Here is a 24,389-nt window from a genome sequence, read left to right as displayed (position 1 = left end):
CGGACTAACGGCGATTTGGCATCGACCCTGCGGCAGGCCAGCCACAGCCTCCCGCCATGGGTGAGGCGAAACGGAAAAAACAGCGGGATTGCCCCGCCAAGGGCGGCGAGATCACTCCGGAAGAGTGTGGACGCGGCCGGAATAGCAGCATCGCCTGCCCGGTGACCTGCCCGCACAATCCCTTCGCTGCCGCCAACCACGCCGAGCATTTCGAAGCGCTGGAAGCCAAGGTCTTCGGTCTGCTCGGCCGGAAGCTGATCGCCGAACTGACGCCATCGCAGGTCCGTGAAATGGCCGACGCGATGAACCAGGGCGACGATTTTACCACCCAGGCACTCCTCACCTGGCACCTGATCGGTGAAGGACGGCTGGCGAAGTGGCTGGCCGAGGGCTTCGCCCGGGATTGGAAAAATGACGAGGCCGTGATGCTGGGCCATTTCCAGACGCTGCGACCGGCTCTGCTGGAATTCCGGGGCGTCGTGGACGAGCTGACCTGCAACGCCGTGGACCTGCTGGACCCTGAATCGCCCACCTTTGCCGTGATCGACCCGGGCGTTGCCAGCCGGGTGGATCGCTACGAAATCCTGCTCGGCTGGGTGTATGCCCTGCCCACCGGTCAGAGGCTGAGCGGCGGAGCGGTCACGATGCCGGCAATGGGCACGCAGGATCCTGCGGAAGCGTTCGCGGCCCTGCTCGATCACCTTGGCGCACCGGCGGAAGGCCGTGAGCTCTGGATGCTGGAGCACATGATTCTCTTGGGCGAGTCGTTCCGGGCGATCGAATCCGCACGCCGCGATCCCTCAGCGAAATATGATCTGGATTTGGTGCCGGATGCCTTCCGCGCAAGCGTCGCGACCTTGGACGACGGAGCCGAGGTGCTCGCCGACCATCCCCAGCCCGAGCTGGGTGGCAAAACACCCCGTGAAGCAGCGGCGGACCCGGTGCTGCGTCCGCGATTGGTGCGACTTTTGAAAGAGTTCATCCGCTCCGGCGACCGGCTGCGCCGCACGGTCGGAATGGACATCGATTCCAACCTGCTGCTCGGAGAAATACGCCTTGAGGAGCTGATCCTCCCGCCTCCTCCGCTCGGCTTTCTGGATGAAGACGAGGCGGATTTCGACGACGCGATCCCGCTCGATCCCCTGCCCCCGCAGGAAATGCTGGATAGCCCCGAACTCGACGACCGGCTCCAAGCGGCCACCGGCGACGAGGCTCTTTGGAACCGCCTTGAGATCCGCCTGGCCGATGTGCTGGATGCCTTCAACGACCTCCCCGACAAGCTGAATGCGAACGAGCTGGAGACGCTGCAAAGCACCGTTCTCGCCGCACTCGGCGCTCTGCATCCCGACCAGCCGCCGGGATATGAGCCGGACACCGAGCGAATGCTTGCCCGCTACGAAGCTTGGATGAGAAGCGGCGACGATCAGGAAGACCTCGCCGACTACGCGCAGCGCATTTTTGAAGAGACCCGCCAGCCTGCGCTCTGCGAGGCAGCGGCGGACATGATGTTCTTCCTCGAAAAACAGAGCGGCAAGAAGCTCCGGCCGAAGAAGCTGGATGTGCTGATGACCGCCCTCGCCGCCGCCATCTGGGAAGCCGCTCACTGGCCACCGGTGCTCAAGTCATAGTGGCGGCAGGTCAGCTGAGCCCAACTCGACTCACAGCGCGCCCCTCTCGGCATCGCGCAGCAGGCGTTCGTAGCGCTTCTCCAGCTTCACGGCCTTCGCCTCGTCACCGGCGGTGCGGTAATAGCCGCAAATCATCTTGTAGATGCCGGTCTCGGTGTTGGCGCGGAACCAATCCTTGGAGCCGGTTTCCACCACCCGCATGAAGGCGAGCTCGATATCGCGGGCGGCCTTGCGGGCGGTTTCCGGGTCGTCCTTGCAGAACGAGAAGTAGTCCTCCGCCATCCGCTTGAAGCCGGTGATGCTACCGCCGTATTGGCGCAGCGACTTGTCGTAAAGTTCGGAAATTTCCTTCGCCGCGCCGGCCGAGTTATTCTTGTGAATCAGGTCGGCCTCACGCTTGAGCGAATCGGCCACCAGGTCCTTCTGCTCGCCGGCCTCGCGTTCGATGCGGCGACGCTCACGCGACAGCATGCGGCGGGCGTCGTTCTCCTTGGCGTAGGGGAAAAGGTATTCGCTCTCCGCCTTGGAGGCGAGCTGGGCCATGCGCGGGTTCTCGCGGAACTCGCGGCGCATGCTATCCACGAACTCGTCCCACGCTTCGAGGACATCCGGAGCGCCGGGATCCTTCGCTTCCTTGGTCTTCTTCTCCAACACGGCGTAGAGTCCAAGCCAGGTTTCGGAGAATGCCTTGCCGAGGTGGTTGGCCACGCGCACCGCCGCTTCGGACGAAGTCGGCTCATAGAGATTCTCCAGCAGCTTGCCGAGCCACATGTAGCGGAAGACGTTGAGCGTCTGAAGGCGGCTCTGCTGAGCCTTGTCATTCCACAGCCAGATCTCCTGCTCGCTGATCGAGCCACCGACCTGCGGATTGCCACCGGCGCCATTGGCAGCACCGCCGATGCGGCCGATGTGGGTGTCCCACTCATCGTCCTTCGTCTTAATCGCAGCCCATGCGTGGCCGCCGAGGTCGGTCTCGCCGGCGAGTCCGATCGCCGGGATGCCGAGCGCACGGGCGGTGTTCACGGAGAAATAGGTCTGATCGCCGCAGATGCCACCTTCCTTGAGGATCTCCGAGAAGGAGTATTCCTCATAGGGGTTGATGCCCTTCACGGCGCGCTCCATGAGATACTCGATCATGCCGTAGGCATTGCCCCAGCTCTTCCGGCTCAGATGCATCTTGGTCACGGCCCACTCGAGTTCGCGCTCCGGCACCGGCGCGCAGACGACCCACACGAGATCGCGGGCGCTGATCTTGTTGATGGAAGTGACCAGCTTGCCCTTCTCGCTCTTCTCGACGTACCACGAGTAACGCGGGATCGGCTGGATCACGCCCGACGAGTTTTCCTCGTCCTTCAGTTGGGAAGTGATCTCGCCCTTGTCGAAGACGACGCCACAGGCGAGCGCGAGGTTGAAATACTTCTCCGCCTTCTCGCGGTCGGCACCCCAGGCATCGGCCACGATGGAGGCGACCTTGGAAGTTTCGTCCTCCGGCTTCACGGTGAGCAGGACCTCCTCCATCGCCGTGTCATTCGTCATCAGCCACGCAAACAGGTCAGGACCATAGGTCGGGGTGGTGATGTCCGAGGTGGTGAAAATCCCCAGCACCTGCCAGCGCAGGAAGACCTGATAGAAAACCGGCTCCTTCCACAACGCGTCGAAGCGATCGCGGAGTTTCGCCGGATCGATCTTGCCGATCTTCATCTGGGACTCGGAAAGCGAGCGCTGGAGGAATTCGCGGTAGTCGCTCCACGTGCCGAGCCGCTTCGTCTCGTCCAGCAAGCTCTTGGCGCGGGCGACCTGATCGGTCTTGGTCGCGTCGATGCCGACCAGCGGCATGACCGGCTCGCCCGCGAGACGGGTGGCGAAAAGGGATGCCTCGGTGGGGGGGGCCTTCGGTTCTTCCTTGGGCGTCGCATCGGCGGGAGCGACTTGAGGTGCATTCGCGGCCACAGCTGGAGCGGAAGTATCCGGTGAGGACGGCGTGACCGCGGCTGCGGTTTGTTCTTCGGTGGGAGTGGAAGAGCCTCCTTGCACCGCGGTAGCCACCGGCTTTTTCGCCGTCTTCGGCGGGGCATTTTGGCCGCGTTGGTCGAAAACCCACCAGACTCCACCGAGTCCGGCTGCCATGAAAAGCGCGACCGCCATCATGGACGCGTTCGCGTGATATCCCTTCGCACGGACCACCATGGTTTTTCCCGGCGCGGAGGGGGGCTTGGGGGAAGAAGCTTTACGCGGCTCTTTCATGACATGAAATGATTAGAAAAATGACGGGCGGTGCCTCTCAGCGGCGGTGAAGGTGCCTACTTACACCTATTAACGCAATTTGTTTTCCGCCGGTTGCATATCTTCGTCCACGAAAGCCTTTTTTTACGTGACGAAGCCGGTGACGTGAAACGCCACCGGCCCCGAAATTCGTTTAAAGCCCCTAAGCTTCAGGCAACAACCTGCTCCGACCGGCGGCTGAGAAGCGCTGAGACGAGGGTGGAAATCTGCTGCCAGATCACTGTTCCGACCAAACCGGCGGCCAGGGTGCCCAAGTAGGTCAGAATGATCGCAGCCGGGACATTGTCGTGGAAGAACGCGAAATGCTTCGGCAGCACGAATTTCGTGATGTGAAGGACGAGCGGATGGGCCAGGTAGGCCATGTAGCTGGCCGCCGCGAGCTGGGAAACCGCCCCTCCGATCCAGGCGGGCAGGCGGATTTCCTTGATGATCGCCAGCACCACCAGCGCGGCGACGAACCAATAAGGCCGACTGCTCTCGAGGCCGAATTGCTGCACCACCACCACGCCGCCGATGGCCACCAGCAAGGCCTTTTGCCAAGCCTTTGAGGCAAGCGCGAAGGTCCAGCCCAGCATGTAGACATAGAGCCAGCCATCGAACTTGTGCGAGAATTCCTCGCTGCCGAAGGAGTGCCGTCCCAGCCAGAACGCCAGCACCCCCACCCCGGTCAATGCCAGGCCGCTCCCGAAAGGCTGGGCCTTCGCCCATCTCCGCACCGGCGGGATCAGGAATAGCCCGCAGACGATCAGCAGGCAGTGCACCAGCGCCTCGATGAACCAGTACGAGTACAGAATTTCGCGGTGGGAGGTATCGATGAAGAACACGCTGGTCAGCGACCACCACGCCGGATGGGGCGGTATGTGCTGCCCGAACAGCAGCACGGTCATCAGCAGCAGGTAGGGAACCACGATACGCTGGAAGGCCCCTTGGATCGCCGGCAACACTTTCCCGGAAAGGAACTGCTCGCGCTGGAACCGGCACAGCGAGTAACCGGCCAGGCAGAACAGGATGGTGGTCCCGCCGCGCAACCACATGGTGTGATCGGGCGAACCGTGGCCGATGAAAATGGTCGAGATCGCGATCAGCCGCAGCACGGCATCGATCGACAAGGTGGAGATCGCCTTGCCCTTCACCGGATTGAGCACGCGTTCCTGACGCAGCCGGTCGATGTCACGCACGGTGATCCGCTCCCAGTGCTGCGGCAGGGAACCGAGCATCTTTTCCAAGCCGCGCGAGACGACCATGTAGGACAGCGAATCGCCGCCCAGCGTTGAGAAGCTCGCGTCGTCATCGATCTGCGAGATCCCGAGCGCCTTCCCGTAGAGCGTGCGGACGGGGTCGTCGCCGGTGGCGGCTTCAGCGGCCTCCTTGCGGTGGAACTCCTCACCCATGGTGCGAACCCGGACGTAGTCGATTTTCCCCGAAGGCAAGGTCGGCGCGCCATCGAGATTGAAGACGATCAGGTGATGGGCCGGCAGCTTGCAGCGCTCTGCCAGAAGCTGGCGGGCGCTCGCGGCGTCCGATCCATCGATCAGGGCCACTGCCACGAATTCGTCGGTGCCTGCGGCATAGGCGCGGCGGCCGGATTCGCGGAGGATGCGCTCGACGTCATCCAGCCCGATGCGCAGGCCGGCGATCTTGCTGAAGCGGCTGGAGCGGCCGACGATCTTCACCAGTCCGGAGTCGGACCACTGGGCGATGTCGCCGGTTAGCAGCTCGGTGAGCTTGGCGGGAGCGGCGAGGTCCTCGCGCTTCAAGCCATAGCCCATCATCACGTTGGGGCCTTGATAGACCAGCTCGCCGGAGGCACCCGGCTTGCGGATGGCATGGCCGGCCTCGTCGCGGATCTCGAATTTCCCGCGCGGAATGGCCACGCCGATGCAGTCGGAATTTTCCAGTGTCTGCTCCGGCGGCAGGTAGGCCATGCGGGCGGTCGCCTCGGTCTGGCCATACATCACGAAGAAGCGAATGCCGCGGCTGCGGGCGAATTCGGCGTAGTCGCTCACCAGGTTCGGGGGCAGGCGTCCGCCGGCCTGAGTCATCACCCGCAGGCTAGGTGGTGGGTCGGAACGCAGGCCGACCTTCTCGAAGAGTTCGTAGGTGTAGGGCACGCCCGGCAAGTCGGTCACCTGCTCGCGGCGGACGATCTGCCAGAAAGCTTCATCCACCACCGACAGCTCGGTGAGCACGATCGAGGCCCCGGCGGAGAGGTGCGAATTCAGCACCGACAGGCCGTAGGAGTAGTGCAGCGGCAGGTTCGTGATCGCGCGGCGTTCCGGGGTGAGTTCCAGGTATTCGGCGATCGAGCACGCGTTCTCGTGGAGGTTCGCGTGGGAAAGCTTCACCAGCTTCGGGCTGCCGGTGGTGCCAGAGGTGGAAAGCATCACCGCGAGGTCGGGGTGGAGCCCGTCGACGTCCTCATGCTCGTCGCGAACTTCGACTTCCCAGCCATTCGCGCCACAGACCACGGCCTTTTCCGGCCGGAAGGTGGCGATGATGGGATGCTCCCTGGAGGTGGAACCTTCCGCGGCAAGGATGACCGGCGTGCCGGACCGGAGCGCGCCGAGATACGCGGCAATCGCCTCGATATCGTTGCGCATCTCGATCACCAGCAGCTGCCGCTTCCGGGAGAACTGCCGTGCATAGCCGTCGGCCCGCTCCGCGAGGTCGCGATACGATACAGGGCTACCGTCAGGGAGGACAATCGCCACCCGGTCGCCATGGGACTCCAGGGTGGTAAAAAACTGCGGTTTCCGCGTGGAAACCGTCGCAACGGGGGGAACGAGCGTTGATACCATGGAGAGATGTGGGTGGGGGGAACTCCACCGGGATTGAAGGGGGACCGGTGGCGGGTGGGGAACCCGGTGGCCTCTCGCACCTCCGACTTCCTAGCCCCAATCGTAACAAACCCGTCGTAATTGCCAAGTTTTCAATGGCCCCCTTCCCTTCCGCGATCGCGGGAGATTAGCTGATCCAGCTTCTCAGAAGGTCGAAAACACCGAGGCATCTGGCGATCACCTCATGTTGAAAGGCCGGAGGGAAAAGGATGCCCATAGGCACCATGACCGCCAGCAGAGCGGGGATTTTCCCGATTGGCCGGCCGAGCTTTCTTTCCAGCAGGGTCAGCAGCCCGTGGAGCGTGAAATACGCGGTCGGGAGCCCCAGCCCCGGCCTTACCGGAAGGGCGATGGCGAGTTCATGCAACAAGCCCGAACCAACGAACACTGCCATCACACCGGCAGTTTCCCCCCACCTCTTTTGCACCGGACGCCCCACGAGCCGTTGCATCATCTGCGAGTAGCCGACATTCCAGCGCTTGCTCCAAAAGTCACCGATGCCGCGTGCTTCGAGGACATTGGGAAATAGTGTCCGCACCGGGAATCCCGCCGCGCGCAAGGCTCCCTTCAAGACCCGCAGCGCCCCGAAGTGAAAGCCGAGGCTCATGGGAACAAACATGATGAGGATCTGCCGCCACCCCATGGCCCAAACGATCCCGGCACCGAGCGTCCCCAGCATCATCAGCAGCAGGCCGAGCGCGACATCTCCCTTCCACTCCAGACCCCTGCGCCGGGTTTGGAAGCTGCCCGGGTCCATCCCGAACCACAGGAACGCAAACACCGCGTAATGCGACATCGGAAGCTTCTGCGGACCTGCCCACTCCGCATAGACGAGGCCTTTCATCGCGGCGAGCAGCACGCAGCAGATGCCGATCATCCGCATCAGCGGCGCCTCGCCGATCAAGACCTGATCCGCTCCTATCATCAGGACAGCGAGCAGCAACCAGCCAACGAGCCTCCTTATCCACACCGTCCGGACTTCCGCAAACATCGGACCCGCCGCGATGCCCGTCACCACCAGAGCTGGAATCACCCACATCATGGCATCCCTCCTTCCGGGACCCATCCCGCATTCCAAGCGACCAGGCTTCCATAGAGGACGACCAGCCCCACGAAGAGCAGGGTCAGCAAATGCTTCGCCACCCGGTTCGCCTTGCTTCCTTGGACCTCTGTTAGATCGAAACCGAAAAACTGCAGCCACAATCGAGCACCCCACCACAGCAGCATGAACGTCGACATCGCGGTCGCCGATCCCGTGCGGCTCATCAGCCATTCTCCGAAGCCGAGCGTGAGCACGGCGAAGAAGACGTGGCTGCTCCAGACATAGATCGAATACGTCCACCACAGCTCCCGCATCAGCGGTGTCAGGACGGCCAGCTTCTCCCGCCAGCCGAGCGCCTTCGGAATCCAGAAGCTGGCGATGCTCAGCGCCACCAGCGACCCACCTCCCAGCCATAAGCCGATTTGAAGCAGCTCTTTCATCCGTAGATCGCGGCGAGGGTGAAGATGATGCCAAGGGTGAGAAACACCCCGAGGAAGAAGAGGTCCCAGCCGCGTTCATTGCGGCGCGTTTCCTTGTCGTAGTAGGTGAGCTGAACGATCACGCGGCTGGTCCAGAAAAGTCCGAAGAACCCGCTGAGCACCCGGCCCATGCTATCGGCCAGCAAGAGCTGCGGCCACCCCAGGCAAAGCACTCCCAGCCCTCCTACAATCGCAATGATGTAGGCGCAGTGGACGTGGAAGATTTGGCGGACCATCACCTCGCAGCGCGCAAGACTCTCACGATACCGCAGCCGCCTCGCCGCGACGAAGTTTGCCATCACGATGCCCGCCATCATCAGGCCTGCGATGCGGAGGGCAATTACTAGAGTTTCAGTAGTCATGGTCGTTTGAGGGGATCAGCGTCCGGCAAAGTCGCGCTACTGATCCTCCGTAGGAGGTGGGTTCCGATCAGACCGAAGGCAGCGGCGGGCAAGACGCCATAGAGGCCCATCCAAAAGAGCGGCTTGACCACGTAGGAGCTCATATCGAAGTCGCGATAAACGAACATCGAAGTCGCCGACCCGCAGAGAACACCGGTGATGAACAAGAAGATCGCGAACACGACGCCAGCTGCGTATCCCCGAAGCTCGGAACGGCGAAAAATCCCCGACGTCTCAGCGGCGAGGATCATGGCAGTGTAGCTCGCCGCAATCTGAACCGCATACCCCGTGGCGCATTGGAAGGTCACCTTCGGACCGAGCATCAAAAGGCAGACGATCACCAAGCCCGAAACCGACAGGCCCAACGTGAGGTAGAACGCTCGGCGGAATGCCTTGGTAGTGACTTTCGTATTCATCGGATCGCAGGGGGGTCTCGATTCACTTCGTCACGCAGTAGCCATCCGCGCAGACGACCGTCTCCATCCGGTGCAGTTCCTTCCGAACCTGCTGGTCCTTCTTCCGGAAGAAGACCTTGCTTAGCGAATGGCGATTCGCCGCGAGGACGTGGCAGGCATGAACGGCAACCGGTAGCAGGTGCTTTCCTCCCAAGCGGCGGGCGGCTTCCTGATGATTCGCGCAGCTGTAGAGGCACCACACCCAAGCCTGCGCTCCCCGGAAGATCTCTCCTTCACTCGTCCTCACCACCATCTCCCGCGCCGGGTCCAGCGCGCCTAAACCCGGGAACACTTTCTCCGCATCCGGCGATTGGTAGGGAACGAATCCAATCCGGAATGCCCGCGGCTGGCGGGCGACCCACTCATGGAAGGTGCAGCACATCCCACAGCGGCCATCATAGAAAACCTCAATTCCTTCGATCGTGTCCGGCAGTTCCATCGTGTCTCCTTTCGTTGTTTTCAGTATTTACTGAAACTTCTGTAATAACAAGAGGAATCTGAAATCGAAATGCCCTTAGCCCTGAAAAATACAAAAGCCGGCGGGAGATGAACTCTCCGCCGGCTTCGAAGATACCCGCCACTCGGGCAACGCTTGGTCAGGCTGCCAGCGCGGCGATCTCGCTGCGTGCGGCTTCGATCGATTTCTCGCGCTGGTCGGTGCGACCCAGGTTCTCGGCGCGGATGACCTTGATCTCGGTGATTCCAAGGAAGCCGAGGAAGGCCTGCAGGTAGCTCTCCTGGTGATCGAGCGCTTGCAAGGGCCCACCGGCGAATGAGGCGCCACGGGACGAGGCGATCCATACCTTTTTGCCCCCTGCCAAGCCCTCCGCCCCCTTCTCCGAATACCGGAAGGTTTTTCCCTGAACCGCCAGACGGTCGATCCAGGCCTTCAGCTGGCTCGGGACGGAGAAATTGTACATCGGAGCCCCGATCACCACGATGTCCGCGGCCAGAAACTCCTCCAGAATCGCCGCTCCCTCCGCCAAATCCGCCCCGGCACCGTCGCCGCCGTGAGCAGCCGCAAGGTGATTCCCCGAAAGATGCTGGAGAGGAGTCGCCGCCAGATCGCGGTAAACGACCTCGAGACCTGGGTGCAAGGATTTCTGATTTTGAACGAGTTCCGCGGTCAGGAGGCGGCTGACGGAGGCATTGCCCGTGATGCTGGAATCGATGTGGAGCAGTTTCATGATGAGCAAGTGGTGAGTGGTATTTGAACCTTTGTTCTTTAAACGACATTTGTTCATTAAACCGACTTTAGCCACGCGCAACCTGGAAAATGAACAAATGTCTATTTAGCGACCCTTGTTGCCTTTCAGGGGTCCGCGAGTACCCTGCCCGTCGATGCAAGAAGGCCGGGAACTGGATCCACGCGTGAAGCGGACCCGTGCCCTGCTATTCCAGGCCTTGCAGGAGCTGCTTGCGGAGAAGGGATTCGAGGCGATCTCGATGCAGGACATCGCCGAGCGATCGACGCTCAACCGCGGCACGATCTACCTCCACTACAAGGACAAGTTCGCGCTGCTCGAGGCGCTGATCGAAGAGAAGTTCCGTACCCTGCTCGAAGCCCGGATGGCAGGTTCGTCCGGTGGCTGTCCCGCCGCCTTGCGACAGCTGATCCTCGCGGTCAGCGACTTCTTCGGAAACGTGGGCGGCGGCTGCTCGGCTCATCGGGGTCTCTTCGAGCCGATGGTCGAAACCGCTGTCCGCGGAGTCGTGAGGGCCTTCCTGCTGACGGGCTTGGAGCACAGCACCAGGGTCACCTCCCGCACCGACGCGGAGCTCCGCGCCACCGCGGCCACCTGGGCGATCTGCGGCACCGTCATGGAATGGAGCCGTACCCGCCCGATCACCGCCGAGGAACTCGCCGACGCGGTGCAACCCCTGGTAGCCGGCGGGCTATTCCTGGATGGGAAAGCACCCGCGACGCCAGTCTGCGCGAGCGTCGCCCGGTCAGAATGAATGGAGCATCCCGAGCGAAAGGATGAACGCGGAGTCGAACGAGAGGTTCGCCGACGAGCCGTTCGCCCCCAGATCGAAGTTGTCCATGTACTGGTAGCGGCCGGCCGCCTGGATCGCCCAGCTGTCGGTGACCTGATAGATACCGCTCAAGCCGAGGTAGACGCCCGGCAGGATCGAAGTATCGGAATCGCTGCCCGCACTGCGGAGGGTGCCGACGTTGGCAATCGTGGTATTCGACAGGTAGTCATACGATCCCGAAGCGAGCGCGGCATTGAAGCCACCTTCAAGCGTGAGGCTGGCTTTCTGAGCGAGCGGGATTTCCACGAAGCTGCCGAGGCTGAGCGTGGTGAGATGGACATCCAGTTCGCGTGACCCGGACACCAGCGCGAACCCGCCCGGCGCGATGCTGCGATCCGGAGAGTCGGAGATCAGCGGACCCGGGCCATCGAAGGATCCCTCATAGGGGGCAAGCGGAGGAATGGTGCCGCCCAGGCTGAACCGGTCGGTGAGCACGGAGGTGCCGGACCGGAGATTGTCGCCATTCGAGATATCGATGTGGGCGTAGTGGACGCCGACACGGAATCCCCACTTGGCCCCGGGAAGCGAGAGCCCCGGGATCTTCACGTCTCCCATGTCGTAGTAGCCGAATGCCTCGACTCCGGTCATGGCGTCGTCGCGTTCCTCGGCGCTCGCGTTGCCGGTGCTCCGGCTCAGCGTGTACGAGACCGAGCCGTCGCCCGAAGTATCGATCTGGGAGGCATTGTCGTAGCCCCAGTTCCACGTTTGCCCGCCGGCGTTGCCGGACGAGTCCCTGTGGACATAGCCATCGTCGTAGTTGTAGTCCTGCCCGCCGCCTAGCGGCTGCGGAGCGAAGCTACTGCCGAAGCGGCCGAGGCCGGAGAACTCCGCCTTGAGACCCAGCAGCGGCGCGTAGCCGAGGCCGACTCTCCAGCGCTGGGGCGCCGATGGGGCGGTCGTGATTCCCTCCACCGCGGAAGGTTCGCCCGCCAGCAATGACGTGGCCGCGGCACCGAGAAGGGCCGTCGAGAGCAATGAGACGCGTGCGTTCATGAGGATCGCGATTTTCAGTCGGTGGCGGGGTTCAGGGGGCGGCAATCTCGTTGACGCGGTAATAGCGGTTGGGCACCTGGGACGGCGGCACATCGGTGAAGGGCGGGCCGGAATCGATCCACTGCATCCGGGTGGAGCCCGCCTGCAGCGGAACCGGGCAATCCTGCCAGTGGACCAGATCCGAGCTGTATTTGACGCGATACCACTTGCCGGTGACCGACGGGAACTCCAGCAGCAGGCTGCCATTGGTAAACCCGACCACCCGCGGCTGCACGCCGGCGCCATCGGTGCCGGGCAGTTGCGAGCTCGGCAGGATTTCCACCGAGAGCTGCGGTGCGAATGGCGACGGGAAGGTGCGCGTGCTGGTGTAGAACGACAGCTTCATCGTGACCGCGCCATCGATCGCGACCGGGAACGGGTAGTCCACGTAGACATCCTGGGCATTGGCCGGGCTGCTCGCATTGAAGAGGCGCAGGCTCGGGTAGGCCGCCTTGTAGGAGGCGTAGTCGACGTGCAGACGGAAGCCATTGATCGCATTCGGCGTGGTGTTGGTCACGTTGACGTTCACCTCGAACAATCCGGACTGCGAATTGAGCGCGATGCCGGTGGTGATCGGCTGGACCACGGTCGGCAGGACCGTTCCCACGGCTGCGGTGGCGGTGGCCGAGTTGTTCGCCGTCTGCGGATCGCTGGCCGCCGAGCTGGTGGTCACCGTGGCGGAGAGCACCGTGCCCGTCGGGGCATTGGTGTTCACCTTGGCAACGACCGTGAAGTCAGCAGTTCCACCCGTCGCGAGGGAGGTCGCGGAGAAGGTCACCGTGCCCGTGGCCCCGACAGCCGGTGCGGTGGTCGTCCAGCCCGCCGGAGCGGAAGCGGAAGCGAAGGTCATATTGGCCGGCACCGGCAGTGATACCACGGTCGATGCGGCGTCGCTCGGACCCTGGTTGGAAAGGCCCACCGAGAAGGTCACGTTGGATCCCTTCGGCGCGGTGGTCGGAGAGGCGACGATCGCAACCGCCAGGTTCGCCTGTGTCGAAACCGTGGTGGTGGCCGTGACGCTGTTGTTGCCTGGCACGATATCGACCGTGGTCGAGCTCACCGCGGCGGTGCTGCTGAGGACGGTGGCGTTCGCGACATTGGAAGCGACCTTGACCACCAGCGTGAAAGTGCCGGTGGCGGCATTGGCGAACGATGCCCGGGTGATCGAGACTGTCCCGGCCGATCCCACTGCAGGTGTGGTCGCGCTCCAAGCGGCTGGCACGTTCAGCGAGACGAAGGTCGTTCCCGCGGGCAGGGCCTGGTTGATCGAAACATTGTCCGCAGCCAGCGGGCCGTGGTTCGTGGCACCGATCGTGTAGGTCAGGTTGGTGCCGGCATTCACCGGATCCGGGCTATCGGTCAGCGTCAGCTCCACATCCGCGCCGCTCTTGGCCTGCGTGGTGGTGGTCGCGGTGTTGTTGCCAGGCGTCGGATCGGCCGTGGCAGAGGAAGCCGTGGAGGTGGCGGTCAGGATCGAGTCGTTGACGATGTTGATGTCCACCTTGGCCACCACCGTGAAGGAGGCGGTTCCCGCGCTCGCGATGGACGAGGCGGTGAAGGTGACGGTGCCAGTCGCCCCGACTGCCGGTGAGCTGGTCGACCAACCGGCTGGCGCGGAGGCCGACGCGAAGGTGGTGCCCGCTGGCAGCGGCAGGACGACCTGCGGCGAGGCTGAGGCACTCGGGCCGATGTTCGTGAGACCGATGGTATAGGTCAGATTGCCAAGCGCATTCACCGGATCCGGCGCATCGGTCATCGTCAGCGCGAGATTGGCTTGCGGCGTGAGCGTGTCGGTATCGGTCGCGCTGTTGTTGCCCGGGGTCGGGTCGGTCACTCCGGCAGGCGTGGCCACGGTGGCGGTATTGGCCAAGGTTCCGGTGGCGGTGGACGAGATCGTGCCGGTCACCGTGTAAGTCACCGAACCACCTGCGGGCAGGTTCACGGTGTCATTGATGTTTCCGGAACCGGAGGCCGTCGCGGTGCCACCGCCTGCACCCACTGCCGTCCAAGTGACGCCGGTGATGGTGGCGGGCAGCGTGTCGGCCACGGTCGAACCTGGCGAATTGCTCGGACCGGAGTTGGAGGCGGTGATCGTGTAGGTCACCTGAGTTCCCGGAATGGCGGAGGTGACGCCGTCGGTCTTGGTGATCGCCAGGTTCGCCTGCGGCGCGAGCGTGTCGGTATCCGTCGCGCTGTTGTTCGCCGGATTTGGATCCGTGGCAGCGGAGCTGACGGTCGCGGTGTTGACCAGGGTTCCAGTGGCAGCGGCCGAAATCGGCGCGGTCACGGTGAAGGTGAAGGAACCACCCGCTGGCAGGCTGATGTTGGAGACGCTGATATTGCCCGAGCCGTTGGCAGGGCCCGTTCCACCACCCGCGCCTGCACCTGTCCAGGTGGCTCCGGAAATGGAGGCTGGCAGGACGTCGCTCACGCTCACCGCGCTCGCATTGCTCGGACCGGCATTCGAGGCGGTGATCGTGTAGGTCACGCTGCCGCCCGGAGTCGCGGTGGTCACGCCGTCGGTCTTGGTGATCGAGAGGTCAGCCTGCGCGTCGAGGGTGTCGCTGTCGGTCGCACTGTTGTCCGCCGGGGTCGGGTCGGTCACACCGGCAGGCGCACTAACCGTTGCCGTATTGCTCAGCGTGCCCGAGGCCGCAGGAGAGATCGCGGCTGTCACCGTGTAGGTCACAGAGCCACCCACCGGAAGGTTCACCGTGTCGTTGATGTTTCCGGAACCGGAAGCCGTGGCGGTTCCGCCACCTGCGCCGAATGCAGTCCAAGTTGCGGTGAGCGACGCGGGCAAGGTGTCCGCCACGGTCGCACCGGTCGCATTGCTGGGGCCGGCATTGGTCGCAACAATCGTGTAGGTTACCGATCCGCCCGGAGTCGCGGTGGTCACTTTATCGGTCTTGGTGATGGCGAGGTTCGCCCGCGGCGTGAGCGTGTCGCTGTCGGTCGCGCTGTTGTTCGCCGGAGATGGATCGGTGACGCCTTCGGGTGCGGAAACCGTCGCGGTATTGGACAGCGTGCCGGTGGCCGATGCGGAGATCGTGGCCGACACGGTGTAGGTCACCGAAGCCCCTGCGGGTAGGTTCACCGTATCGTTGATGTTTCCGGAACCAGAGGCCGTGGCCGTGCCACCGCCTGCACCGACTGCCGTCCATGTGGCGGTCAGCGATGCGGGCAAGGTGTCTGCCACGGTCGCACCGGTGACATTGCTCGGGCCGGCGTTCGAAGCGGTGATCGTGTAGGTCACGCTGCCGCCGGGGATGGCCGTGGTCACGCCGTCGGTCTTGGTGATCGAGAGGTTGGCCTGAGGTGTAAGCGTGTCGGTGTCCGTCGCGCTGTTGTTCCCCGGAGTTGGATCGGTCACCGCAGAGCTCACCGTTGCCGTGTTACTCAGCGTTCCCGTGGCCGACGGAGAGATCGTGGCCGTGACCGTGTAGGTCACCGATCCGCCCGCGGGCAGGTTCACGGTGTCGTTGATGTTTCCAGAACCGGAGGCCGTGGCGGTTCCGCCACCGGCACCGACTGCCGTCCACGTGCCGGTGAGCGAGGCCGGAAGAGTATCCGCCACGGTGGCACCGGTCACATTGCTCGGGCCGGCGTTCGAAGCGGTGATCGTGTAGGTCACGCTGCCACCCGGAACGGCGGTGGTCACGCCGTCGGTCTTGGTGATCGTGAGATCGGCGCGCGGCGTGAGCGTGTCGGTGTCGGTCGCGCTGTTGTTCGCTGGAGTTGGATCGTTCACTGCGGAGCTAACCGTCGCGGTATTGCTCAGCGTGCCGGTGGCTGCTGGGGAAATCGTGGCCGTCACGGTGTAGGTCACCGATCCGCCTGCCGGCAGGTTCACCGTGTCATTGATGTTTCCGGAACCGGAGGCCGTGGCCGTGCCGCCACCTGCACCCACCGCGGTCCAAGTCGCGGTGAGAGATGCCGGCAGGGTATCCGCCACGGTGGCACCGGTCACGTTGCTCGGACCGGCGTTCGAGGCAGTGATGGTGTAGGTTACCGATCCGCCTGGCGTTGCGGTGGTCACGCCGTCGGTCTTGGTGATCGAGAGGTTTGCCTGCGGCGTGAGGGTGTCGGTGTCCGTCGCGCTATTGTTCCCCGGAGTCGGATCGGTCACCGCGGAGGTAACCGTCGCGGTGTTGGAAAGCGTTCCCGTCGCCGCAGCAGAGATCGTGGCCGATACGGTGTAAGTCACCGAGCCGCCGACCGGCAGGTTCACCGTGTCGTTGATGTTTCCGGAACCGGAGGCCGTGGCTGTGCCGCCGCCTGCACCCACTGCGGTCCACGTCGCGGTGAGCGACGCCGGCAAGGTGTCTGCCACGGTCGCGACCGCGTTGCTCGGGCCGGCATTGGAAGCAGTGATCGTGTAGGTCACCGATCCGCCTGGCGTCGCGGTAGTCACGCCGTCGGTCTTGGTGATCGAGAGGTTGGCCTGCGGGGTAAGCGTGTCGCTATCGGTCGCGCTATTGTTGCCCGGAACCGGATCGGTCACTGCGGAGCTAACCGTCGCGGTGTTGGAGAGCGTGCCAGTGGCTGCCGCGGAGATCGTGGCCGACACGGTGTAGGTCACCGAGCCGCCTGCCGGCAGGTTCACCGTGTCATTGATGTTTCCAGAGCCGGAGGCCGTGGCGGTGCCGCCGCCCGCACCGACTGCGGTCCAAGTCGCAGTGAGCGATGCCGGCAAGGTATCTGCCACCGTGGCGACTGCATTGCTCGGACCGGCATTGGAGGCGGTGATCGTGTAGGTCACGCTGCCGCCCGGAGTCGCGGTGGTCACACCGTCGGTCTTGGTGATCGAGAGGTTGGCCGACGGGGTAAGCGTGTCGGTATCAGTCGCGCTATTGTTCCCCGGAGTCGGGTCGGTCACGACGGAGCTGACCGTTGCGGTGTTGGAAAGCGTGCCAGTAGCCGACGGGGAGATCGTGGCCGACACGGTGTACGTCACCGAGCCACCCGCAGGCAGGTTCACGGTGTCATTGATGTTTCCAGAGCCGGAAGCCGTGGCCGTGCCGCCACCCGCGCCGACGGCGGTCCAAGTTGCCGTGAGCGAGGCTGGGAAGGTGTCCGCGACCGTGGCGACTGCATTGCTCGGACCGGCATTGGAAGCGGTGATCGTGTAGGTCACGCTGCCACCCGGAGTCGCCGTGGTCACGCCGTCGGTCTTGGTGATCGAAAGATCGGCCTGCGGGTTGAGCGTGTCGGTGTCGGTCGCGCTGTTGTTGCCCGGAGTCGGATCGGTCACCCCTGCGGATGTGGAAACCGTTGCCGTGTTGCTCAGCGTGCCCGTGGCGGCCGGAGAGATCGTGGCCGATACGGTGTAGGTCACCGAGCCGCCAACCGGCAGGTTCACCGTGTCATTGATGTTTCCGGAACCGGAGGCCGTCGCCGTGCCGCCACCGGCACCAACTGCCGTCCAAGTCGCGGTAAGCGAGGCCGGGAAGGTATCCGCCACCGCGGCTCCGACCACCGGGTCGGGACCCGCATTGGAAGCGGTGATCGTGTAGGTCACCGAACCACCCGGAGTCGCGGTGGTCACACCGTCGGTCTTGGTGATGGCGAGATCCGCCTCGAAGTCGTCGTTGGTGATCGTGCTCGTCGCGGAAGTGCCGGAAACAACGTAGCCGTCGGTGGGATTGCTCAATGTGACCTGGAATCCTTCATTCGACTCGCGGACCGAATCCTTGCTGACGGGAATGGTCACCGCGATGTGATCGCTGCCATCGGCGATCGTCACTTGGCCCGAGGGCAGGGTGCCGCCGAAGTCTGCCGCGTCGGCGGGATTTCCACCGCTGCCGGTCACTGCGTAGTCGATCGTCACCGGTCCGGTGGTGCCACCGCTGCGGGTGACCGTGAAGGTGAAGTCCGTTGTGCCCGCGCCGTTGCCTTCATTGGCACTGGCAAGATCGGCGGCGATGGAGACCGACTTCTGAAGCTCGAAGGCTCCCATATCGACCGAGCCGATGGCGCGGACGAAACCGGTGCCACGCTGGTCGAAAGGAATCGGTTCGGTCGTGTTCGAGTCACCGTCGAGGTCGAGCGTATCCGCCGGGAGGTCGGCATTCGTGCCGCCGTTGATCGCCGGGCTGCCGCTGGGCAACGAGTGGGTCTGAGTGGGGCCTCCGTTGTTAGCCAGAGGGCTGAGCAAATTGCCCAAAGTCGTGCTCGTCGAAGCGAAGGTCTTGTCCGTTCCTGAGATTCCATTGGCTCCGGTCGCGGAGCCGATGAAATTGGCACCGTTGCTCACCAGCAAATGGCCAGCGCTGAACGTCTGGATGTCGGCTCCCGTTCCGGTCGCGGTATTTCCCGCAACAATCGAGTTTTTCAACGTGAAGCTGCTCGAGCCAGAGCTCGCAATGCCGCCACCGTCGCCAGTCGAAGCATTGCCGGTGATGGTGGAGTTGATCACCGTGAGAGTGCCTGAACTCAGGATGCCCGCTCCGGAGCCTCCGGCGGTGTTGCCGGAGATCGTGGAATTCGAAATCACCACCGTCGCGCCGGACACGATCGCAATGGCCCCGCCGCCGTTCAGGGAGGTGTTCCCCGACAACGTCGAATTCACGACCGTCAGCGAACTGCCTGCGATGCTGTAGATCCCGCCACCGACCCCCGAAGGCGAAGCGTTGTTGGCGATGGTCGAGTTCAACACGACCAGCGTGCCATTGTTCAGGATTCCTCCATAGGTGGACGAGGAGTTCCCGGAGATCACGCAGTCTTCCAAGCGCAGCGTGCCCAAGTTGGCGATACCGCCATCCCCGCCGGAGAAGGTCAGTCCCGAAATCGACGCATTGGCACCCGGGAAGAGCTGCATCAGGCTATACGGACCGGCCGCGGCCGGGCGACGGATCACGAGCTTGGCCGAACCAGGACCGACAATCCGGAGCTGCTGGGAAAGGGACGGCAGCATCGACGCCAGATCGATGAAGTCCGGTTGGGTGGCGTCGGAGAATGTCGAACCCTCGAAGGTGATCGTATCCGCTCCGGCGATGGCATTGGCGTTGGCGATTGCCTGCCGCAGCGAACCCGCGCCGCTGTCGTTGGTGTTTACGACCACGAAGCCATTGGCCGCTATCGTCACGGTAGCGTTATTGCCCGGCGAGGAAGCAGGAATGTAACCCGTGCCGGAAGCGACATTCAGCCTGGCGGTCTCCGCGACTTCCGCGGCATTCAGACTTTCCGTCAGGGCCGTGAGCGTGACTGTCGCGGTCAGCGATCCATCCGGGATCACGAGGGTGCCCGCGCCGGAGGCGTTGTTAAACGTCAGCGCCTGGGTAGAAGACAAGGTGAAGTCCGTTCCCGCCACAGCGGTGCTGGAGGCATCCAACTGGAAGTTCACCGTCACGTCGCCCGAGCTGGCACCGCGGGTGAAGGTGTAGAGGCCCGTCGCTCCGCCTTCCACGGCGGTGGCGGTCGTGGCGGCGATGGAAACCGCGTCCAGGATGGTGCGGCTGAATTGCGTCGCCGCGGTGTTGGAGTTGCTAGCCGCATCCTGCGCCACGCCCGCCGCGATGTCCGCGGTGGCGGTGACTCCCGGAGCGCTTGGCACCAGATTGAAGGTATAGTTTGCGCCCGTTCCTCCGAAGTTGGCCACGGTGGCGTTGCCCGGGGTAATGTCGGCGGCGACAAAGCCGGTCACGCTCTCGCTGAAGTTGACGCTGACAGGAATGGCGGCATTGGGGGCCGGGTTGCCCGTGGCGGAAGTCATCGCCACCGTCGGCACGACGCTATCGTAGTTCCGGATGAACTGCGCCGCGGCGGTGTTGTTATTCGTCGCGGAATCTTGGGCCACGCTTGCCGCGATGTCCGCAGTGACCGCGCCTTGGCCGGCTGGCACCAGGTCGAAGGTGTAAATATTACCCGAGCCCGCGAAGTTGGCCACGGTGGCGTTGCCGGGAGTGATGTCACCGGCGATAAAGCCGGTCACGTTTTCGCTGAAGGTCACCGTCACCGGGATCGGCGAAACGTTCGTGGGATTGGCCGCGGCGGAAGAGAAGGCTACCGTCGGTGGCGTCTTGTCGATGGTGTAGACCTGACCGGTGAACGGCTTGTTGGTGATGTCGTGTAGCAGACCGGTATCGTTTGCCAGGTTCAGTCCCAAGGAGCCGTCGCCAGCCACGCCGGTCACCGTGACGTTCCAGGTGGTGTAATAGCCGCCGGGAGGCTGCTCGGCACTGGCAGGCACCGGAGCACCGATGGTGGCGCCGCTGACCGTGCCGGTGGTGGCCAGGGAAAAGTTGGAAGCCGTCAGTCCATTGACCGGAGCAGCGAAGACAACCTGCCAGCTCATGCTGGTGGTGTTGTTCGGATTGGCGCTGGTGCGGTTGATCGAAGCAACCGTCGTGTCCGGCCGCTCGATGAGGGTCACGGTCGGATCCGCGGGACCCGCAGGAGCATCCGTATCGTTCACCACGTCATCGGTGGTCACCGGGGCAAAGTTGCCTCCGGTCACGGTTCCCTGGCTCGAGATCGGTGCCACGGTGAGCGGGTTGTTGACCGTCACCTGATAGTAGATCCGGAATCCCTTGCCCGGTGGCAGGTTCTGGTATCCCACCGGCAGGCCGAGCGGGGCATCCAGATAATGCGGCGTCTCATGGTCATGCGGTACCGCTCCCGCAGCCTCGCCCTTTTTCGGCAAGCGGCGCTCTCCCTTGGTCAGGAAGCCATACATCACGCCGTTCCGCTGCTCGCCGACATAGGCATCGCAGAGACCGATCGTGTGACCCATCTCATGCAAGACGGTCGTCAGAAGGTCCACGCGTCCGGTCACATCGCTCCGGACCTCCGATCCCGCCTTCGCCATCAGTCGTCCACCTTCGCTGGTGAACTCGCTGTCTTCGGCGGGCGTGCTGTCCACGAACCATCCGTTGCCACCCGCATCACGGTCGATACGCACCTTCTTTCCGCCGGCCTCGCCCAAGTGCCAACCCGGCAGGTCGGTCACTTCAAAGGTCAGCCCATCGAGAGCGGCGGTTTGCTCCCCGCTCAGGCCCGCTGCTTCCCAACGCTCGCGCGCCAAGGCGACCATGCGATCCAGTTCCGCTTGGGTGATGGGTTCGATCTCTTGCCGCGGTGCCGGAGCAGGAACGTCCTCCGTGGTCGTCTGCACCACCGGCTCGGCCAACGCCACCGTGTCTGTCGATTGCGGCTCAACCGGCATCACGCTCGCCGTTTCGGCAGGAGCGAACAGTAGCGGCAGCGGCACCGATCCCGGTGTAGACACCGGGCCGCCGAAATAGCCATCGGTGGTGACGGAAGCATCATTGCTCGCTGTGGCCGTGGCAGTCGCCGGGGCATTGTTGGTCTGGAGGAAGCTGATGACATTGGCGGTGTTGAACGGATCGCCACCGTTGTTGAAGGAAGGCATCTCGACCCGTGAACGGAAGCGCTGGCGCATGCGAATGTCGCCATTCTTGGACGCGCCGCCGACCAGCGTATTGCCCGAAAGGTTCACCCGCGTCGTGGGCGCATCCACTTCGCCGAAGACGTTCGTGCTGGTGGAGGCAATGTTGAACTCGATGGCCTCCCGCGATCCGTTCGGATCGTTCGCCGTGGGCCTGAGGTTGTTGCCGGTGATGGTGAGATTGACGACCGGGCTGCCGTCGTTGATGAGCACGCCCATGCCGCGGTCAAAGGCTTCGCGGACGGTGTTGCCGGTTACCGACGAGGTGTGCGTGCCCTTGCCATGAGCGTCCCAAGCGATGCCGTATCCCTGGGTGGATCCGGAGTTCGTCTGGCCCGTGGTGCCGATCACGTTGTTGCGGATGAATCCGTTGAACAACGCCGGTGGATTCGAGGTTCCCAGGTTGACCGTGATCGCGCTCAGGATGGACCCATTGATCGTATTGCCGTCGATGTCGTAGTTGACGGTGCCGGTGTAGCCACCAAATGCCAGGCCAGTGGCCGCATTGATGGTGATGCCTTGTCCCAGGGCGCTGGAGTGGCCGCCCGTGAGGGTGTTCGACTTGAATGTGACGTTGAGGTTGCCGCTGTTGGAGGCGGACGCTTGGAAATGGTCGCCTTTGTTTGCGGAGAAGGACGAACTCTGCGCATTCGCCGTGATGGTGGCCGACGACAGCACCTCGAGGAACAGGCCGTCGTTGTTATTGTTCTCCGCAGCCCTGCCGTTGAAGGTGCATCCGGTGACCGCCAGGCCGACGGTGCCGCTGCTGTTCCGCACGGTGAACTGGTTGTAGTAGTTCCCGGTGAAAGAGGAGTTGGTGACGTTGGCCGATCCGAACAATCCGTTCGGCGTGACGGTTCCCGAGCCTCCGAAATCGACGCCATCCTCGTTCACGGCGTTGCCGTTGTTGGTGACGTTGCACCGGTTCATGGTGAACCCGGTGACGGACGTGCCGCTGATCCCGTCGTCAGCGGAGTCCTGGATATTCATGTAACCCAGGCTCACATTCGAAGCAGAGGTGAAGCTCAGACCGGCTCCGGACGTCCTCTGGATCGTTCCGCCCGAACCGTTGTTCGACCCACCGCCGTCGCCGGTCACGGTCAGGCCGCCGCTGTTGCCGGTGGTGTTCAGGACGATGCCATTCGCCGGCCCGGAAGCAGCCGTGCCTGCCGAGATGCTCCTGAAGGTCATTCCACCGGCCCCGATGTTCGTGCCCGTGACGTTGAGCGCGGTCCCGGTGGTCGTCGTGATGATGTTCGCCTCGTCAGCTTCGTCGGTAGTGCCGTCGCCATCGTTGTCGATGCCGTCGGTCAGAGCGTTGGTGACCACCACCGTGCCGCCGTTGATGGCGCTGAACGCCGTGTTCGTGGCGGTGGTGAGGTTCAGGCTGCGGAAGGTGATCGTTGCGGCGTCATTGTTGTCCAGCAGGATGCCGGCGCCGGTGTTGATGATCTTGTTATTGAAGGTGAGGTTGCCACCCGCGCCGCGGTTGCTGATGTTCAGGGAGCGACCCGTTCCAGTGGTGCCGCTGAAGGCGTAGTTGGCCGGGAGACCGAGCGTCACGGTGCCGCCATTGATGTTGAAGAGGTCACCGGTGACACCGGTCATGCTTACCGTGGTCGCATTGAGCGAACCGGTGATGGTCGTCAGGCCGATCGCCGTACCCGCCGAAGTGGTCGAAAGAGATGCAAACGTGCCGCCGAGGGCTCCATTGGTGAGTCCCAATACCTGTCCCGAGCCGCTCGTGGAAACCAAGCTGCCCACCGCCAAGGTGCCGAACCCCGAACCCGTAATGGCCGAGCCGGTGCGAGTGCCCAGGTTCACTCCCGAAATCGTCTTGGTGGCGGAGCCCGCCGCGAGGCTAACGATGTCTCCGCCCGTATTCGTCAGCACCGGTGCTGTCGTCGCCGGGAAGATCACGAGTGGGGGCGAAGCGGGAAAGGAGGGATGGCCGGTCGCCACGCTGAGTTCCACACCCTGCCCGCGCAGTTCCTGGCCATCTTCCAAGGTGGACTGACCATTCAAGGGGCTGGCACTCCCGAGCACATAGATCATGTCCGTCCCCGTCGCCGCCGTGGAAGCAGCCGCCGGCGTATTGAAAGGCGACTGGCTCTGGCCGTTTCCTCCCGCAGCAGCCCCGGCCTGGACAAACCAGATCCGTGGACCGGTAAGGGAGAAGGTCACGATCCCCGGCGAGACGCTCAGGACATTGTCGCTGTCCCTCAGGTAATACTGGAAGCGCTCGGAACCCGTCGCACCCACACCCGGAGTGTAGGTGAAACTTCCATTCCCAGCGACCACCAGCGTCCCCGGATTCGCGTTGGTGGTCCCGGTGCCGTCCAGTCGGGTTGCATTCACCACTGTCAGCGAACCCTTGTCGTCGACGTCGTTCCACGCCACGCCGTGGCTGGAGTCGATGACCAGTTGCGTGTTCGGGAGCGTATTGTAACTCTCATCGAACACCAGGGGCGACATGTTCACCGATCCCGCCACGATGGTGGTCCCCGCGGGCGTCGGCAGGCTGACTATCGGATTGTTGGCATTTCCCGTGGCGGTCGCGGCATTCGTGACCGTGACCCGGTAATTGATGGCATCTCCCGGATTCTTCTTGGTCGCCGCCGGCGTCGTGTCCGTCAGCGTCGCTTTGACGTCAGGAGTTTGGGCGGCGAGCCGCTGCATGGATCCGCCAAGCAGCGAAAACGCGGCAACCGCGATGGGGAGGGACCGGAACATGTCGGTAATTCGAAAGGGTGAAGCGAACAGGAAAAGAGATGGGTGCCAGGCAA

Annotated in this window: 12 protein-coding genes; 2 read left to right on the top strand and 10 right to left on the bottom strand. The window is 63.5% G+C overall.

The features are described 5' to 3' along the window. Positions 1-56 precede the first annotated feature (56 nt). Positions 57-1,628 (top strand): hypothetical protein, encoded by a 1,572-nt coding sequence (locus WKV53_RS20705; RefSeq protein ID WP_341406707.1) that lies wholly within the window; start codon positions 57-59, stop codon positions 1,626-1,628. 30 nt (positions 1,629-1,658) lie between these two features. On the opposite strand, the gene WKV53_RS20700 is transcribed toward WKV53_RS20705, so the two are convergent. The 8 genes from WKV53_RS20700 to WKV53_RS20665 form a co-directional block, all read right to left on the bottom strand. Beyond that, the gene (locus WKV53_RS20700; protein WP_341406706.1) at positions 1,659-3,872 is read right to left on the bottom strand and encodes a transglutaminase-like domain-containing protein; all 2,214 of its coding nucleotides are present in this window, start codon (positions 3,870-3,872) and stop codon (positions 1,659-1,661) included. A 188-nt stretch (positions 3,873-4,060) separates the two neighbouring features. Next, the gene (locus tag WKV53_RS20695; protein WP_341406705.1) at positions 4,061-6,709 is read right to left on the bottom strand and encodes an AMP-binding protein; all 2,649 of its coding nucleotides are present in this window, start codon (positions 6,707-6,709) and stop codon (positions 4,061-4,063) included. A 166-nt stretch (positions 6,710-6,875) separates the two neighbouring features. Next, positions 6,876-7,790: an MBOAT family protein gene (locus WKV53_RS20690; RefSeq protein ID WP_341406704.1), complete on the bottom strand. Its 915-nt coding sequence runs from the start codon at positions 7,788-7,790 to the stop codon at positions 6,876-6,878. Then, positions 7,787-8,230, bottom strand: a complete 444-nt coding sequence (locus WKV53_RS20685; RefSeq protein ID WP_341406703.1) for a hypothetical protein — start codon at positions 8,228-8,230, stop codon at positions 7,787-7,789. The genes WKV53_RS20690 and WKV53_RS20685 overlap by 4 nt, the downstream gene beginning before the upstream one ends. After that, entirely contained in the window at positions 8,227-8,631 is a 405-nt protein-coding gene (locus WKV53_RS20680) for a hypothetical protein (protein WP_341406702.1), read from the bottom strand. Before WKV53_RS20680 ends, WKV53_RS20685 begins: the two co-directional genes overlap by 4 nt. After that, the gene (locus tag WKV53_RS20675) at positions 8,628-9,086 is read right to left on the bottom strand and encodes a hypothetical protein (protein WP_341406701.1); all 459 of its coding nucleotides are present in this window, start codon (positions 9,084-9,086) and stop codon (positions 8,628-8,630) included. The genes WKV53_RS20680 and WKV53_RS20675 overlap by 4 nt, the downstream gene beginning before the upstream one ends. Positions 9,087-9,108: 22 nt before the next feature. Next, entirely contained in the window at positions 9,109-9,564 is a 456-nt protein-coding gene (locus WKV53_RS20670; RefSeq protein ID WP_341406700.1) for a thiol-disulfide oxidoreductase DCC family protein, read from the bottom strand. A gap of 157 nt (positions 9,565-9,721) precedes the next feature. Then, complete coding sequence (locus WKV53_RS20665; protein WP_341406699.1) at positions 9,722-10,312, bottom strand: FMN-dependent NADH-azoreductase; 591 nt, start codon at positions 10,310-10,312, stop codon at positions 9,722-9,724. 184 nt (positions 10,313-10,496) lie between these two features. Here WKV53_RS20665 and WKV53_RS20660 point away from each other — a divergent pair, with 184 nt between their 5' ends. Further along, a complete protein-coding gene (locus WKV53_RS20660) occupies positions 10,497-11,084 on the top strand; it encodes a TetR/AcrR family transcriptional regulator (RefSeq protein ID WP_341406698.1) in 588 nt (195 codons plus the stop codon). Here the strand turns inward: WKV53_RS20660 and WKV53_RS20655 are convergent. Further along, entirely contained in the window at positions 11,076-12,155 is a 1,080-nt protein-coding gene (locus WKV53_RS20655) for a hypothetical protein (protein WP_341406697.1), read from the bottom strand. The genes WKV53_RS20660 and WKV53_RS20655 overlap by 9 nt on opposite strands. Positions 12,156-12,186: 31 nt before the next feature. Then, the gene (locus WKV53_RS20650; RefSeq protein WP_341406696.1) at positions 12,187-24,336 is read right to left on the bottom strand and encodes a choice-of-anchor Q domain-containing protein; all 12,150 of its coding nucleotides are present in this window, start codon (positions 24,334-24,336) and stop codon (positions 12,187-12,189) included. Between the last annotated feature and the right edge of the window lie 53 nt (positions 24,337-24,389).

The sequence above is a fragment of the Luteolibacter sp. Y139 genome (assembly GCF_038066715.1).
Lineage (GTDB): Bacteria > Verrucomicrobiota > Verrucomicrobiia > Verrucomicrobiales > Akkermansiaceae > Haloferula > Haloferula soli.
This window is presented reverse-complemented; position numbering and strand designations above follow the sequence as displayed.